The following is a 16,227-nucleotide window of genomic DNA, read 5'->3' as shown; positions in this document are numbered from 1 at the left end:
GTAGGCCATGGGTTTGCAACCGCTGGGGGTCTCGCGTGAGGGGTTTGGAAAGCTGTTAGCCGCGACCAGATTCGTCATGCAATCGCGGCCGGATCGAGCGTCACGCGCCACAGTTCCTGGTCCTGCCTGTCCATCAGCCGCACGGTCATCTGCTGCGTCTGACCGTTGATATCGACGATGCCGAAGAACTGCAGACCGGCCGATGGCGGCAGGTTGCTGTCGATGCCGCCGCCCGACGCCTTGATGAAGCGGACCTCCGGCCCGAAGGTCATGTCGAGTTCCTTCGGCCCATAGGTGCCGGAATGAAGCGGCCCCGACACGAACTCCCAGAAAGGCGTGAATTCCTTGAAGGCGGCGCGCGTGGGATCGTAGTGATGTGCGGCGGTATAATGTACGTCCGCCGTCAGCCAGACGAGATTGTCGATGCCGTTGTCGCGAATGAAACGCAGGAGATCGGCGAACTCCAGTTCTCGTCCTGCAGGTAGACCATTGTCGCCATCGGCGATGGCGTCGGAGCCGCGTTTATTCGTGTAGTCGTCCCAGACCACGAGCCCGATCGGCATGTCGCAGGCGATCACCTTCCAGACTGCGCGCGAGGCGGCAAGCTCGCGCTTCAGCCAATCCGCCTGCCGCCAGCCGAACAGCGCGCCGCCGCCGTCTTCGCCCTGGTTGGCGCCGCGATAGGAGCGCAGGTCGACGAAGAACACGTCGAGCAGCGGCCCATAGCCGACCTTGCGGAAGATGCGGCCGGGCTGCGTCGCGACGTTGCGGATCGGCGTCATCTCGTGAAACGCCCGGGCTGCCCGTTCCGCGTAGACGGCGACGTCCTTTTCCGGATAGCGGGCATCGTCGCGAAGGTCGGTCGAGGCCGACCAGTTGTTCAGCACCTCATGATCGTCCCATTGATAAAAGGTGGGACAGACGGCATTCAGCTGCCGGACATGATCGTCGAGCAGATTGTATTTCCATTGCCCGCGATATTCCTCGAGCGTGCGCGCCACGTCGCGCTTCTCATGCGTCAGCACCCGGTTCTTCCAGACGCCGCCGTCGCGCAGCTGGATCTCGTCGGGAATAGGATTGTCGGCATAGATCGTATCGCCGGAATGGATGAAGAAATCCGGTTCATGCAGCCGCATGGTCGAATAGGTCTTCATGCCGACATCATCGATGCCCCAGCCCTGGCCGGCGGTATCGCCGGACCAGACGAAACGGACCGAGCGCTTGCGCAAGGGTGCTGTGCGAAACCGTCCGATCACCGGCTCGGAAACACGGTTGACGTCGTAGAGATCCGTGGCGGTGAACCGGTAGAAGATGTCCTGGTCCGGCAGCAGTCCGTCGAGCGAACACTTGATCGCACAATCCGTCTGCGCCGTCGCCGTGAGATCGGCGAGACGAACCGGATTGGAGAAGCTCTCGGTGGTCGAATACTCGACCGACACCTTCGACGGCCGATCCACCCGCGTCCAGATCATGCCGGAGGACGTATCGACATCACCGGATTGCACGCCGTGAATGAACTCCGGCCGGCCGTAGCCTCTCGCATAGAACGGTGTCGCGAGACCGGATGAGGCCACGAAGCCCGCGGCACCGGCGGAAAGTAGGAAAGAACGCCGCGAAAGCGTCTTGAGGATATCGGCCAAACAGACCTCCGATTCGGCAGCGCAATCGCGCGTGCCGGACCTTTGGTCATGCCGATGTCAGCGACGTAACAACGGCATGAAACTATTTGAACGGTTTGGCGACAGTTCGGTGAAAGTAGGGGCACTTCGCTCGGCATCGGAGCAATGGCTTTCGCCGCCAATGCTGCTATCAAAGTAGATAGCCCGGCAGCATTCGCGAATCCGGGCAATGATGCCGCCGCACGGCGACACCGAAATCGACAGGTCATCATCGTGTCTCACTTCGCCAACACGCCCGCCCGCGATCGCCTGGAACAGATCCTGAGCCGGCTCAACGATCGCCAGCACGAAGAAAAAGCGTTCGTGCGCCTCTATGCGGAAAGTGCCCGCGCGGAAGCCGATGCCTCCGACCGCCGGCGGCGAGGCGGCACGGGCCTTGGTGCGCTCGACGGCAAGATCGTTTCGATCAAGGATCTCTTCGACGTTGCGGGTGAGCAAACGCTTGCCGGTTCCATCATCCGCCGCAATGCGGCACCGGCCCAAAGAGACGCGCTCGTCGTCCAGCGGCTGCGCGCCGCGGGTGCCGTGATCATCGGCAAGACGCATATGACCGAGTTCGCCTTCACCGCCGTCGGCCTCAACCCGCACTATCCGGTGCCCGGAAACGCCACCAACCAGCGCCTCATCTCCGGCGGCTCGTCGTCCGGTGCCGGGGTTTCGGCGGCCGAAGGCACCTGCGACATCGCCATCGGTTCCGACACCGGCGGCTCCATACGAATCCCCGCAGCGCTGAACGGCATCGTCGGCTTCAAACCGACAGCCAGCCGCATTCCGCTCGATGGTTCCTTTCCGCTGTCGCCCGTCCTCGATTCGCTCGGGCCGCTCGCCCGAACCGTTGCCGATTGCGCGATAGCGGACGCCGTGATGGCCGGCGAGCAACCGATACCGCCTGTCGCCCGCCCCATTGCAGGACTTCGCATCGGCATTCCCCAGGGGAGGCTGCTCGAAGAGCTCTCGCCCGAAATCGCCGATGCCTTCGCCGCAAGCCTCGAGCGGCTGGCCAAAGCGGGCGCCGAGATCGTCGACTGTACACTCGATGACTTGATTGAGCGGCTTGCCGATGCAACGCGCATCGGCTCGATCGCCGGCCTGGAAGCAAGCCGCATCCATGCCGGCTGGCTAAACGATGATGCTGCTCCCGTCGATGACAGGGTCAAGCTCCCGCTTCGCCGCCGCCTCACCGTGCCGGATGCAGCCATCTCGGCCCTGCTGGAAACGCGGCGCGAGCTCGCCGCCGCCATGGACGAGCGGCTTTCGCCCTACGATCTCATCGCGCTGCCGACGACACCGATTGCCGCCGTGCCGATCGCAAGCGTCGAAACGGACCTGGCGGAATACAACCGCGTCGAGGGTCTGCTCCTGCGCAATTGCCAGGTTGCCAACCAGTTCGATCTCACCGCCATCACCCTGCCCATGCCGGGCCTCATGCGACCGGCCGGGCTGATGCTGGTGGGGCGAAATGGAACGGATGCAACCGTGCTAGCAGCGGCGCTCTCGGTGGAAGCGCTGCTGCAGGAGAGGTGACGCGACGCCCGGATTAGGTGTCGAGCACCCAAGAGGCTGGCTGCGCCAAGGAATGCCCATCACAGCCGGCCGCCGTTCGCGATGCCGCCGCGACAGCCGGTAGCCGCTTCAGTGCATCGTCTCGCCGGAGATCTCGTCGCGGAGAATGCGGAACGCGTCTTCGAGCGCGGCGACCAGAGCATCCGTCAGTTCGTCGCCGTCGTTGTTCGCGAGATAGAGAGCGACCATCGAATCGGATGGGTCGCGGTAATGCTCGATATCGTTTGACATATCATTGTCCTTCATTCGCCGTGTCACATCCCGGCCATTGAGGTGACGATAGGCGAAGGGACTTGCGTAAAGCTGGACGCATGATGTGCGAGGAAGGGCACTCTGCGCTGCTTCGCGTTACTCTCCATGTGCTCCCTAACGGGAACGACCCGCAAAGGATAGAGGATAGCGACCTATTTCGCTCGCGCCGGGCGCGCGAGCGCGCTAGAGCATGTCGCGGACGAACGACGCAGGAACGAGCATGTCGAAAAAAATCAAGCGCGACGAAACCGTTGACGTGCAGCGCCTGAAGCTCGATTTCCCTGATATTCATGCGGACCTGCTGGCCGGCCGCATCCCATCGCTGCGCAAGGCGCTTGTCGCGGCAGGGCTCAAGGACGAACGCACCCGCCTCGACAAACTCAAGAATTCCTGGACCAAGGCAAGCCCCGCCGAGCGTGAGACTTTCCTGAAATGGCTGAGAAGCAATGGCGCCGTGGAAATGGCGCCCACACACGCTGAAAACGATCCGCCGCTCGTGGCGCACCAAGCCGCGGCGATTGCCAGCGGTCGCTACCTGCTTCCCGAGACGATCGCCGAAATCCGCACCATCATGAACCGCCGTCGTATGCGGGCAAACGACATCATGGCCGAGATGGGTTTTGCAGGCGACGACATGTCCCTCACCCGCGCTTTGTCCAAGGGTGCAAGCCTGCGACTGTCCGTCATCGCCGCACTGGAAACCTGGCTCCGCAACAACGCAGTGGATTGAGTCCTCCGGCCGATTTCGCACCTCCGGCGTCACCCTCCTCCGCTGGTTCCGACGCGCTTTGCGAGCGCAACGGTCGCGGCCGCGTTCAATGTAAGAAAATTGCAACCTAAAACTGAGCCGATCCTTGAAAGCACAAAAGCGGTGCTTTATGTAATTGATCATGGCTCAGAGCAACCACACGTCGATCTTGTGCTACGACCTCGCGCCTGACGAGGAGGCCAGACACGCGCTCGCGGAAACCTTCGTCGCCTATGCCAACATGCTGGCGATGCTCGATGAACTGGCCGGTGAAAAGGCAGGCGCCAATCTCGTAACCCTGCACGAGCTTGCCTACGAAGCAGTCCGGGAGCGCACGGGACTTCCGGCGCGGATGGTCACGCTGGGACTGCGCGACTTCGCGGCAAACAGGGGACAGGCGGCCAACGCCGAAAGGCTGCCGCTGGACGACAAGCTTTTTGCCATCAAGGGACCGTCGGATCTGACTGTCGCCACTGTGCGCGGTCGCGTCGCCATCCCCTACGACGTCGCCGGCTATTCGCCCGGCACCTTGAATATCTTCGCCGCCCAGCTCGTTGCACAAGACGGCGGCTATCAGATCCACATCGGCGTCACCACGCATTCCGACCGAACGGAGAAGAAAATGATGACGAATGAAGGCATCCTATCCCGCATGGGCCGCTTGATCGCCGGTCTCGCCAATGCCGCCGTCGACAAGGCGGAAGGCAGCAACAAGATCGTGATCGTCGAACAGGCGCTCCGCGAAATCGACGCGGCCGCCGAAGAGGCCCGGGTCGATATCGGTCAGGCGCGTGCCGAGGAATACCGCATCCTCAGCCGCCACGACGAAATCGGCGCCGATCTCAAGAAGCTGGACGAAAAGATCCGGACCGCGATCTCCGCCGCCCGGGAGGACCTCGCCAAGGCCGGCGTCGCACGCCAGATCGATCTGGAATCGCAGCTTGCCGCTCTGGACAAGGCGCTGGCCGGCGCCCGCACCGATCTCGAAGAGGGCCAGCAGGCGCTCCAGGCGGTCCTCGCCACCCGCCGCGAAGCCGAAGCGCGGCTCGCCGATCTCAAGCGCAGCATCGCCCAGTTCCCCGAAAGCAAAGCTTCAGGCCTGGCAAAGGCCAGCCCCGTGGAAGGTGCGGCCCGTGCCGCCGCCGCCGTCTCCCGCGCTACGGGAGTTCCGAGCGGAGATCACAGCGACAGCGCCGAACTGGATGAGCTCGATCGCCTGCATCGCGACAGGGCGATCGAGGCAAGGCTGGCCGAGTTCAAGGCAAAGCAGCACTAACGCCCATGCTGTTCTTCCTCGCCCCGGAATCCCTGCCATTCGCGATTGCGGCGGTGATGCTGGCCGCCTTCACCGGCATCGAGATCCTCTGCCTGCTGCTCGGCTTCTCGCTGGGCGAGGCGATCGACAAAGCCTGGCTGGACGACCACAACGCGCTGGGCGGACTGATGTCCTGGTTCAATGTCGGCGGCGTGCCGTTGCTTGTTCTGCTGATGCTGTTCCTTGGCCTTTTCGCCATGACCGGTTTTGTCATTCAGGCGGTGGCAGGAGCCCTGTGGGCGCCGCTGCCGGCGCTTGCCGCAGCCCTGCCGGCGCTCGCCTTCTCGCTCCCCGCGGTTCGCGTTTCGAGCCGGTGGGTGGCGAAGATCGTTCCGCGTGACGAAAGCTATGTCGTCGACCTCGGCGATTTCGTCGGCCGCAGCGGCGAAGTCACCGTCGGTCCGCTTGACCAGGGCCTGCCGGGACGCATCCGTCTCAAGGATCGCCACGGCAACTGGCATGTGCTGCGGGCAAGGGCCGCTCGCAACGAGCAGCCGATCGCCATCGGCGCGCAGGTGCTGATCGTTGATCGCGCATCAGACATTTTTATTGCGATATCCGCGCCGTCGGACCTGCTGACGCCGCCAAACCCTTAATCCTTCCTCATCGGAGCAACCATGTTTTACGACCTCTTGGTGCCGGCCGGCATCGGCATTGTCCTGATCCTCGGCATCGGTTTTGTACTTGCATCGCTCTATACCCGCTCGAGCCGCGACGAGGCCTATGTGCGCACCGGCCTCGGCGGCCAGAAGGTGGTCCTCGACGGAGGCTCCATCGTGCTGCCGATCTTCCACTCGATCGCCCGCGTCAACTTAAAGACGCTCCGCCTCGAAGTCCGCCGCGGCGAAGGTGATGCGCTGATCACCAAGGACCGTATGCGCGTCGATATCGGCGCGGAGTTCTACGTCCGCGTGAAACCCGATGCCTCCTCGATCGCGCTTGCGGCTCAGACGCTCGGCGACCGCACCAACGACGCCGAACAGTTGCGCGTGCTGATCGAGGCCAAGTTCGTCGACGGCCTGCGCTCGGTTGCCGCCACCATGAGCCTCGACGCGCTGCAGGAGCAGCGCATGGATTTCGTCAAGGCGGTGCAGGAGGCGGTCGGCGCCGACCTGCAGTCGAACGGTCTCGAGCTCGAATCCGTTTCGCTGACCCGTCTCGACCAGACGGATATCAAGCATTTCAACGCCAACAACTTCTTCGACGCCCACGGCCTTGCGGCGCTGACCCGCATCACCGAGGGCCGCAAGAAGGAGCGCAACGAGATCGTCCGCGACACCGAAGTCGCCATCGCCCAGAAGGACCTGGAAGCCCGCCAGCAATCGCTGACGATCGAGCGCACCAAGCGCGAGGCGGAACTGAACCAGGAACGCGACATCGCCAACAAGTCGGCCGCCACCCGTGCCGAAACCGCGCAGCAGGAACAGGCGGCCAAGCGCGCCGAGGAAGAGGCCCGCATCGCCGCCGAACAGGCGATCGCCGAACGCGAGGCGCTTGCCAAGCAGGCGCGCGAAAGCGCCAACATCGACGCCACCCGCGCCGTCCAGCAGCGCGACACCGAGGCTCGCCGCGACCTGCAGATCGTTTCGCAGGAAAGCGCGATCGCCGTCGCCAACAAGAGCCGTGAGGAATCGGAAGCCAAGGCCCAGGCTGAAACCGCACGCGCCCTCGCCATTGCGGCGGAAGAAAAGGTCGAGACCGCGAAGGCCGTGGAAATCGCCGAACGCGAACGCCAGATCGCCGTCATCGACGCCCGCAAGAATGCCGAAACCGAAGCGACGGCCGTGACCGTCGGCGCCGAAGCCGAAAAGCAGGCGGCCCTCGATCAGGCGGATGCGATCAAGACGCTCGCAACCGCCGAAGCCGAGGCGGCCATCATCAAGGCCAAGGGCGTACTCGAAACCGGCAAGGCGGCAGCCGAAAGCGAGGCCCTGCTCAACGAAGCCCGCAACAAGCTGAGCTCCGCCATCATCGAGTTCGAGATCCTGCGCGAACGCATCCGCATCATTCCGGAAGCGCTGGCTGAAGCGGTCAAGCCGATCGAGAAGATCTCGGATATCCGCATCTTCGACACCGGCGGCATGCTCGGCCGCGGTGCAGGCGGCGAAGGCGCCAAGAACGGCATCGGCCTCGGCGACGGCCTTGCGGGCCAATTGCTCGCCTACCAGGCCAACAAGCCGGTCCTCGACCAGCTGCTGAAGGAGGCCGGCTTCAATGGCGAAAACGCCATCTCCTCGCTACTCGGCGACCTGCAGGCCCCGGCACCTGCGGAAAAATCGCCAACGAAATGACGTGATCCGACCTGGTCCTCGACCATCCAGGGCCGGGAAAGGGCAAACACTCACCTTCGGCACGGGACGTTAGAGCCCGGATCGCACTCCTGCAAAGAGTTGAGGGAAGGCGGACCTCCGCCTTCCCTCCTTTTATCGGCGCCGCTTCCTCCAGGGCGCATCGCGCTGCCAATCGCCGGCCATGATGCTTCCATAGGGGATCACCTCGTCGACCACTTCGGCGAGGCCGTAGTGGTCGATCAGCGCCCGCACATTGGCGGCCGATTTGTAGGCGCCCGGCAACTCCGAGACGTCGGCAGCACCGGAGAAGAAGCGGACGTCCAATCCCGCGGTCTCCTTCGCCATGATGTCGGCGATGTTGTTCGGGCTGAGACCCCGGGCATCCGCACCATATTCCTCGGCGAGACGCCGCATGTGGGCGCTGCGCGAGAAATTGCGGCCCGCACCGTGCGGCGAGAAGCCGAGACCGTGGACAGCGTTCGAACCACGCACGATCAGGATCGGTTCCGCCATGTTGAGCGGAATGATCGTCAGATCGGTCGCATCCTCGGCCCATTTGTCGAAGGCCGGCGTCGCCCCCTTTCCGTGGTAGAAAAGGCCGTCCGACTTCCGGAACACGAAGTTGTGCTCGTTCCAGAAGCGGTCGGAAACCTTCGCCGACAACTTTTCAGCCGCCATGTCATGCACGACGTAGTGGTTCTCCTTCGTCCACCGGCGCACGATCTGGAGCGCCGACCAATAGGTCTCGCCCTCCTCGCTTTCGGCTGGAATCCAGGCGTTGTCCCGCAGCGTTTCCGGAGAAAGCAACTCGCGAAAACGATTGGCGATCTTCATGCCCCGGTCATAGAGCCGGGCGCCCGGTGCCCGCGATCCATGATGGGTAACGAGCGCCGTCTCGCCACTCGACTTCATCGTTCCGACATAGGCGAAGTGGTTGCCGTCCCCTTGCGTTCCGAAATGCTCGATGCAGGCGCTAAGCGGCCCCTCCTGCAGATAGGCGTTCTGCTGGAACGCAGCGAGCGTCGCCTCCGACGGCTTGATCTGCGCCCCGCGCGGACGTCCACCGGGACCGAAATGGGTAACCGCATGAACGGCGTCCAGCAGCGATTTCGGGTCCACCCCCGGAAACACGGAGATCGCCATGGAGCAGCAAATATCCGCCGAGTGCATGCCCGGATGGATCGCCTCAGACGCCACCACACCACCGACGGGAATGGTTCCGACCGGCCCGGAAGGGCAGGCGTCCGGCATGATCGCTGCAGCGCGGACGACCGGCGTGCGAACGAGCGCGCGCATCGTGGCATTCACCTTGGCGACGTTGTCCTGCTCAAAAGCGTCTTCAGCGCGGATGTTCGAATAGATCTCGACGTCGTTGTCCATCTGGAGTGCGAGCGTCGGGCCGGGCTGAAGAGCCAGTGCGGCCGCCAGCGCCTCTTCCATCGACCGGCCCTCGCTCAGAAGCTTGTTGGCGGCATCGAGCGCCGGACGGAACCACTTGCCCTGCGGCATGCCGGCGTCGATCAGATCCTGTCCGCTAACTACCTGTATCATCATCTTTTCTGCGTCTGCAGTCCTTCTGTGTTTTGCTCTTGTCATACCCCGGACGACGTCGCAGTCATGGAGGGCGACGTTCACCCGGGTTCGCCTAAGTCGCCCGGCGACGACGTTCTGGCGGGACGCTCTATCCTGTCGTCCCGCCGGTATTCGCCAGGCGGTCGTGTATTTCAGCAGCGGCGACGAGGTTGGACGAAACGCAGATGGCCCCGCCCGTGCCAGAGAGCGTCGCCAAAGACAGGAGTCGAACCTGCCAGGCCATCCAGTGGTGGCTGTAGTTCCGTCCGGCATTCGCCGCTGTATTCCGGCCATGGCGACAAAAGGAGGGAAACATCCGCTGGTTCTCCCTTATGGGATCGCCGGCGGCGCGGGCTTTGAACCCGCTCCCCTTTCGGGTTACCGATGTAGTTTCCCCGGCATTCGCCATGGTATTCTCAGTCATTCGTCCGTGACGACAAGGGTGGTGGAACGCCCGCTCTGTCCGCTGAGCTACGGGTCCTTTGGGGGACCCGGCGGGATTTGAACCCGCGACCTGGAGATTAACAGTCTGTAGTTCCATCCGGCATTCGTCACGGTGTCTCGCGCCGCCTGTGAGCGCCGCGAGACGTCTTTCAAAGATCGATCGCCTCGATCTTGCGGATCCATGCGTCCGGGCCGGACTTTCCGGCCGCGAAGCTGGCGATGGCGCCGTAGACGGCATCCGAGAAGCCGCCGATATTCAGCACGTCCTCGCCCGTCGCCGGTGTCTCGACATACGGCTGGATGTCGAGGCAGACCAGCTTTGCGGCCGGGTTCACCCTCTTGATCCGCGACCATTCGGCCATCATCGCCGTTGCCTGCCCCTGTCCTAGCGCATCCATCCAGGACTGGTTGTCCGAGACAAAGATCACGACATCGACCTTGGCCTTCTCCTGGACAAGCAGGCGGAGCGGCGCGGCGCAGTTCGTGCCGCCGCCACCGACCGCCGCGAGTTTGGCGGCGTTGGTCATGACGCTGTCGCGTCCGTTCAACAAAACATTCACCACATCCTCTTCGAACGGCAGAACCCGTGCGTGTCGGTTGCTCCTCAGGAACGAAGCGGCGACAAGCGCGGCGACGTCTATGCACCGCACGACCGACGTCGCACCCTTGCGATAACCGGTAACCGGCGACGACATGGAACCGGACACATCCGGGCAGACCACGACATTGCCGGCGACCATCGGCACCACTGAGATCGCGACCTCCATCGCGTTCTGCAAGGCATCCCGAACCACCGCCGGAACGGACGGGTCCGCCATCTGCCACGCCACCATCAGCTGGTACGGGAAGACCCTGGCCTTCCGTACCGCTTCGGGCTCGGCGAGCTTCGCCGCCAGCCGCTCGGAGACGCCGTCAACCTCGAACACACCCTTTCGTGCGAACGTGTTGAGGTTCTGGCGCACCATCTGCCAGGATCCTGCGAGCGCAACCTGCGCCCACTGTTCCTTGCTCAGGCCGAGCGAAGTCAGCATCTGGAACGGGACCGCCGGCAACGGCAGGCGCGTGTCCCGCTTGAACGCTTCGAAAGCCGCGACCTTCGCAGGCAGCGCAGCAAGGTCGTATGGTCTGCCGATCGTCCAGGCATAGAGCGCTGCGCGCTCGGCATCCGCAGGCTTCGGATGAACCATCCTGATGACGTCGGCGAGCGAGGGATCGTTGCCGACCATCGCCTGCAGGAACTGCTCGGTGGTGAGCCGCTCGAGCCACGCCTGCACCATCTTCTTCGGACGTGTTCCAAGCGACTTGCGCCCGGCCGCGCCGGACCGCATCACCTGCACGAAGCCGCGCAGCATCTTGCCGCTCTTCACCACCTTCGGGAAGGCGCGTGCAAAAGCATCGCTTTCGATGGCCGAGAGCATTGCCAGCAGCGTGACCGGCATATCCTTCATATGGCCCTTCTCGGCGGCGTAGATCGCCACTTTCGCCAGAAACGCCGGCTCAACCTCAAGAGCGAGTTTTGCGACGGCCTCCAGCTGCTCTCCGGCATCCGCGTAGAAGGTATCGTTGAAGGTGCCCGTCACGGCATACTGAGCAAGTGCTTCGCGCGCCGTGAGCTGATAGCTTGCGGCCCCTTCGCGATTTACGGCATTCGTGCCCGCGATGAGCTTGCCGAAATAGGATTTGAAGATCGCCTTGTTCACAATGGCTGCACCTCGATGGTTGTTCATGCCAGATACATTTCAAGCCGCGTGCCAAACGCGCAGCGCTCCACGATTTTTCGCGAAATTTTCCGGTATCTGATTGAATTTAAAAAGAGAAAAAATTCATGTCTCGATACGGACATGAATTTGCGCACCGCAAGCAAAGCGTGTAGTCTATCCAGGATTATAGGAACTTATAGAAAAATATAAATATGAAGCGTCGTATCGCCATCAGCATCCTCGGCACAACGCTCGACACGGGGCGCCGCGAAGATCGATGGAGGCGATGGCGACCCAATGTCGGCCTCGCCCAGCAACAGGGCCTGTTCATCGATCGCCTGGAACTCATTCACGACAACCACGCGAGCCACCTGGCGAACACCATCATAAAGGACATCGAAACGGTATCGCCGGCGACCGAGGTGCGCCAGCACGTCATCAATCTTGGTGATCCCTGGGATTTCTCCGAAGTCTACACAAAGTTGCGGGACTTCGCCCGCGCCTATGACTTCGATCCGGATATGGAAGACTATCTAGTCAATATCACCACGGGTACCCACGTGGCCCAGATCTGCTGGTTCCTGCTGGCCGAGGCCCGGATCATTCCCGGCCGCCTGCTGCAGCTTTCACCACCGCGGGACCGCGAGCCCAGCCAGGATTTCGCAGGCACCCACCGGATCATCGACCTCGACCTCTCGCGCTATGATGAGATTGCCAAGCGCTTCGCCTCCGAACGCGATGACGCCCGCTCGTTCCTGAAATCAGGGATTTCGACACGCAACGCCGCCTTCAACCGCATGATCGACGAAATCGAGCGCGTCATCATCCGCTCGACCGCACCGGTGCTCCTGACCGGACCGACAGGCGCCGGCAAGTCGCAGCTTGCGAAGCGCATTTACGAACTGAAGAAGGCGCAGCGCAAAGTGAGTGGCGATTTTGTCGAGGTCAACTGCGCGACACTTCGCGGCGACCAGGCGATGTCGGCGCTCTTTGGCCACGTCAGAGGCGCCTTCACGGGCTCCGCCGGTGAAAGGGCCGGCCTCTTGAAATCCGCCGACAAGGGCGTCCTCTTCCTCGATGAGATCGGCGAGCTTGGCCTCGACGAACAGGCGATGTGCCTGCGCGCCATCGAAGAAAAGCGCTTCCTGCCTGTGGGCGCCGACAGGGAGGCCTCGGCAGACTTCCAGCTTCTCGCCGGCACCAATCGCGACCTCCGGCAAGACGTACGCAACGGGCGCTTCCGCGAGGACCTGTTCGCGCGGCTCAACCTGTGGACCTTTAAACTTCCCGCGCTGCGCGAGCGCCAGGAGGATATCGAACCCAACCTGGATTTCGAGCTTCGCCGCTTTCTGGAGCGCGAGGGCCAGAACATCACCTTCAACAAGGAAGCGCGAGAACGTTACCTTGCCTTCGCGACCGGCCCGGACGCCGCCTGGAGCGCCAACTTCCGCGACCTTTCTGCCTCCGTGACCCGTATGGCAACGCTCGCCCCGCAGGGACGCATCACCACCGACGTCGTCGATCAGGAAATCATTCGCCTGCGGGCCGCATGGGGCGAGACCCGCCTGGCGTTCCAAAGCGATGATCTCCTCGTCGAATGCCTGGGGAGCACGGCTGCCGCAAAACTCGATCTTTTCGACAAGGCCCAGCTTGCCGCCGTGATCGAGACATGCCGCAGCCACGCGACTGCCAGCGCAGCCGGCCGGACACTGTTTGCGCATTCGCGTCTGGAAAAGAAGAGCAGCAACGACGCCGACCGCCTGTCCAAGTACCTGACCCGCTTCGGCCTGAGGTTCGAGGATGTTCGCAAACCCGTTTGAAGCACCGGCGCGCTGCGGCTGCTTCTGCCCCTAACCCATATCGCGTCGAGTCCCATGCATCCGCCGGGGCCGCAGTTTCCGCAAGTTGCCGTGAACTGGGCAAATACATCCACAAGTGCTAATATTTTTGCGCCGAGGGTTCCAGACGAACCGGTCTCGCAGACGATAATCAGATAAACGCGAATTGCTTGCAGCCAATTGCCGCGCCGTCGGACGACCGCTCCATGAGTGCTGTCGATGTTCGACGACATCAACGTGGAGGAAAAGCCAATGGCCAGCAATCTTGTTTCCTATATCGCGCAGATGCTTACCCCTGACATGATCGCACGCATCGCTTCGGCGCTCGGGCTCGATAGCAGCAAGGTGCAAGGCGCCGTCAGCGCTGCCATTCCTGCGGTACTGGCGGGACTGACAGGTATTGCGGCGCAACCAGGCGGCGCGCAAAGGATCGCCGACACCGCCAGGCAACAGGGCGGATCACTCGACAATCTCCTCGGGATGCTTTCGGGTGGCGATCAGGCGTCGCTTGCCCAGAGCGGGGCGCAGATCATCTCCTCGCTGTTCGGAGCCAAGGATGGCGGTGCGCTTGCAAGCGCCATCGGCGGGGTTTCCGGCATGGACCAGCGGGCGAGCGGTTCGCTGCTGGCAACACTCGCTCCCCTCGTGATAGGCGGCCTTGCCCGGCAGAGCGGCGGGGATCTCAGCGCCAACGGCATCGCCGGACTGCTCGCGAGCCAGAAGGACAACATCGCGGCCGCATTGCCAGCCGGCGCCAGGGAGCTCTTGGGCGGCAGCGGCCTTCTTGGCGCGCTCGGCGGCTCTGCGCAGGCGACCGCGACCGCCGCCGGCCAGGCGGCGCGCGATGCAGCGGCAACCGTCGGCACTGCGGCACAGCGGACCGCGGCGACGGCCACGCCTTCCGGGTCGCGCAACTGGCTCTACTGGGTGATTGCCGTGCTCGCGCTTGCGGCCGTGCTATTCTATCTGTTCGGCAGGCCGAGCGGGGAGGTCGCGCCCGAGGCCGGCACGGCAGGGCAAGGACTGACAGTCGGCGGGGTCGACATCGGCCAACAGGTCAAGGACGGCATGGCCGGCCTGCAGACAACCCTGACCGGCATTACCGACGCGGCGTCAGCCACGGCGGCGCTGCCGAAACTGGAGGAGATCTCAGGCGGGTTCGACAAGGTAAGCAGCACGGCCGGGCAACTGTCTACCGAGCAAAAGGCAGCGCTTTCGGCACTGGTCGGGCCGATGATGCCGACGCTCAACGGGCTGTTCGACAAAGTGCTGGCCATCCCCGGCGTTTCGGACATCCTGAAGCCGACGATCGACGCATTGAAGGCCAAGCTCGCCGGCCTGTCGGCCTGACGGATCGACTTGATAGAGAGACCGCCGGCCTTTTGCGCGCTGCGCGGACCGGCGGCAATTGTCATCGACAAAATCGAACGAAGGAGGATCAGCCATGGCCGACAAATCGACATTCACCCCGGACGAATGGACGTTGCTCTTGGAGAGCGTGATGATGGCCGGCATTGCCGTGACGGCCGCCGAGCCGAGCGGCCTTTGGGGTATGCTGAAGGAGGGCATCGCCAACAGCAGCGCGCTTCTGCAGGCAAAATCGGATGCGGCGGCAAGCCCGCTTGTCAAAGCGCTGGTCGCCGACTTCGAGACCTCGGAAGGGCGGACCGCCGCGCGCGACGGGCTGCAGGCAAAACTCAAGGGCGCAAAGCCTGAGGACATGAAGGCCAGATGCATAGAGACACTGCAACAGGCGAGAACCACCGTCGAGACCAAGGCGCCCGGCGATGCCGGGGCATTCGCCGCATGGCTGTACCAGATCAGCCAGAAGGTCGCGGAAGCCGCCAAGGAAGGTGGCTTCATGGGATTCGGTGGAGTCGCGGTGAGCGACGCGGAGAAAGCCACCTTGTCGGAAATATCGGCAGCTCTGAAAGTCGCCTGACGCAGGCACTGCCGGAACAGGACCGTCGTTCAACGGGCACTTGACGGAACTACGAAATTCGCGCCGCCATCTGGCCGTTTGACGAACTGCGGCATGATTGCGACGATCGAGTCGAAGAAGATATGGCGGAGAGGGTGGGATTCGAACCCACGGTACGGTTGCCCGTACGCCGCATTTCGAGTGCGGTGCTTTCGACCACTCAGCCACCTCTCCGCTTTGCTGGTCGGCGCTTGGTTAGCGCGGTCGGGTTCATAGCGGCAGATTCGGGTGCTGGCAAGTGCCTGTTTGAAGAATATGTAACGGCCCTGTTGCTTTCGCCTTGACACACCCGCGCGATTCCTTGTAATCCGCGCAATGAAGTGGTGTGGCCTGGCCATCCCGCATCGGGTGTGATTTGCGCCCTTTCACCGGTGGATATCCTTTTGGGAATTCCACTCAACTGTCGACTGACAAAAAGACGGCCTTGTCCTCGGACAGAGAGCCGGATCGAACATGAAAGGATAAAAAATGTTCGCAGTCATCAAGACCGGCGGTAAGCAGTACCGCGTGGCCGCCAACGACGTCCTCACCATCGAAAAGCTGGAAGGCGTTGCAGGCGACAAGATCGAATTCACCGAGATCCTGATGGTCGGCGTTGGCGCCGATGCAACCATCGGTGCTCCGTTTGTCGAAGGCGCCGTTGTCAGCGCTGAAGTTGTGGAACAGGGCCGCGCCAAGAAGGTTATCGCCTTCAAGAAGCGTCGCCGCCAGAACTCCAAGCGCTCGCGCGGTCACCGCCAGCACCAGACGACCGTCCGCATCCTGGACATCGCTGCTGCCGGTGGCAAGGCGAAGAAGGCTTCGAAGAAGACCGAAGCCGCCGCTGAAGCCGCTGCAAACTGAG

General features: G+C 63.0%; 13 protein-coding genes and 1 tRNA gene. 9 read left to right on the top strand and 5 right to left on the bottom strand.

The window, feature by feature from the left end:
• Window positions 1-74: 74 nt before the first annotated feature.
• Entirely contained in the window at window positions 75-1,640 is a 1,566-nt protein-coding gene (locus V7S54_RS13480) for an alkaline phosphatase D family protein (RefSeq protein ID WP_065374147.1), read from the bottom strand.
• A gap of 252 nt (window positions 1,641-1,892) precedes the next feature.
• Between V7S54_RS13480 and V7S54_RS13475 the strand changes: the two genes are divergently transcribed.
• Window positions 1,893-3,203, top strand: coding sequence for an amidase (locus tag V7S54_RS13475; RefSeq protein ID WP_065374240.1), 1,311 nt, complete (start codon window positions 1,893-1,895; stop codon window positions 3,201-3,203).
• A gap of 108 nt (window positions 3,204-3,311) precedes the next feature.
• On the opposite strand, the gene V7S54_RS13470 is transcribed toward V7S54_RS13475, so the two are convergent.
• On the bottom strand, window positions 3,312-3,473 hold the full coding sequence (locus V7S54_RS13470; RefSeq protein ID WP_093233178.1) for a hypothetical protein: 162 nt from the start codon (window positions 3,471-3,473) through the stop codon (window positions 3,312-3,314).
• Between the two features lie 241 nt (window positions 3,474-3,714).
• On the opposite strand from V7S54_RS13470, the gene V7S54_RS13465 reads away from it, so the two are divergent.
• The 4 genes from V7S54_RS13465 to V7S54_RS13450 all read left to right on the top strand — a co-directional run bounded on the left by V7S54_RS13465 (window position 3,715) and on the right by V7S54_RS13450 (window position 7,848).
• On the top strand, window positions 3,715-4,224 hold the full coding sequence (locus V7S54_RS13465; protein ID WP_065374146.1) for a hypothetical protein: 510 nt from the start codon (window positions 3,715-3,717) through the stop codon (window positions 4,222-4,224).
• A 160-nt stretch (window positions 4,225-4,384) separates the two neighbouring features.
• Window positions 4,385-5,518 (top strand): PspA/IM30 family protein, encoded by a 1,134-nt coding sequence (locus V7S54_RS13460; protein ID WP_065374145.1) that lies wholly within the window; start codon window positions 4,385-4,387, stop codon window positions 5,516-5,518.
• A gap of 5 nt (window positions 5,519-5,523) precedes the next feature.
• Window positions 5,524-6,153 (top strand): OB-fold-containig protein, encoded by a 630-nt coding sequence (locus V7S54_RS13455; protein ID WP_065374144.1) that lies wholly within the window; start codon window positions 5,524-5,526, stop codon window positions 6,151-6,153.
• A gap of 21 nt (window positions 6,154-6,174) precedes the next feature.
• Window positions 6,175-7,848: a flotillin family protein gene (locus V7S54_RS13450; RefSeq protein ID WP_065374143.1), complete on the top strand. Its 1,674-nt coding sequence runs from the start codon at window positions 6,175-6,177 to the stop codon at window positions 7,846-7,848.
• A gap of 132 nt (window positions 7,849-7,980) precedes the next feature.
• Here V7S54_RS13450 and V7S54_RS13445 read toward each other — a convergent pair whose 3' ends face one another.
• Window positions 7,981-9,399, bottom strand: a complete 1,419-nt coding sequence (locus V7S54_RS13445) for an RtcB family protein (RefSeq protein WP_065374239.1) — start codon at window positions 9,397-9,399, stop codon at window positions 7,981-7,983.
• A gap of 614 nt (window positions 9,400-10,013) precedes the next feature.
• Entirely contained in the window at window positions 10,014-11,567 is a 1,554-nt protein-coding gene (locus V7S54_RS13440) for a TROVE domain-containing protein (protein WP_065374238.1), read from the bottom strand.
• A 209-nt stretch (window positions 11,568-11,776) separates the two neighbouring features.
• Between V7S54_RS13440 and rtcR the strand changes: the two genes are divergently transcribed.
• The 3 genes from rtcR to V7S54_RS13425 all read left to right on the top strand — a co-directional run bounded on the left by rtcR (window position 11,777) and on the right by V7S54_RS13425 (window position 15,344).
• A complete protein-coding gene (gene rtcR / locus V7S54_RS13435) occupies window positions 11,777-13,384 on the top strand; it encodes an RNA repair transcriptional activator RtcR (RefSeq protein WP_065374141.1) in 1,608 nt (535 codons plus the stop codon).
• Window positions 13,385-13,654: 270 nt separating this feature from the next.
• Complete coding sequence (locus V7S54_RS13430) at window positions 13,655-14,752, top strand: DUF937 domain-containing protein (protein WP_336408446.1); 1,098 nt, start codon at window positions 13,655-13,657, stop codon at window positions 14,750-14,752.
• 154 nt (window positions 14,753-14,906) lie between these two features.
• Window positions 14,907-15,344, top strand: coding sequence for a hypothetical protein (locus V7S54_RS13425; RefSeq protein WP_336556964.1), 438 nt, complete (start codon window positions 14,907-14,909; stop codon window positions 15,342-15,344).
• Window positions 15,345-15,467: 123 nt separating this feature from the next.
• Here the strand turns inward: V7S54_RS13425 and V7S54_RS13420 are convergent.
• Window positions 15,468-15,557 (bottom strand) — tRNA-Ser (locus V7S54_RS13420).
• A 294-nt stretch (window positions 15,558-15,851) separates the two neighbouring features.
• Between V7S54_RS13420 and rplU the strand changes: the two genes are divergently transcribed.
• Window positions 15,852-16,226, top strand: a complete 375-nt coding sequence (rplU, locus tag V7S54_RS13415) for a 50S ribosomal protein L21 (RefSeq protein ID WP_057254969.1) — start codon at window positions 15,852-15,854, stop codon at window positions 16,224-16,226.
• Window position 16,227: the final 1 nt, after the last annotated feature.

This window comes from Ensifer sp. CCNWLY38, from assembly GCF_037120565.1.
Lineage (GTDB): Bacteria > Pseudomonadota > Alphaproteobacteria > Rhizobiales > Rhizobiaceae > Ensifer > Ensifer adhaerens_H.
The sequence above is the reverse complement of the archived record's forward strand: the minus strand, read 5'-3'. Positions and strand labels throughout refer to the sequence as shown.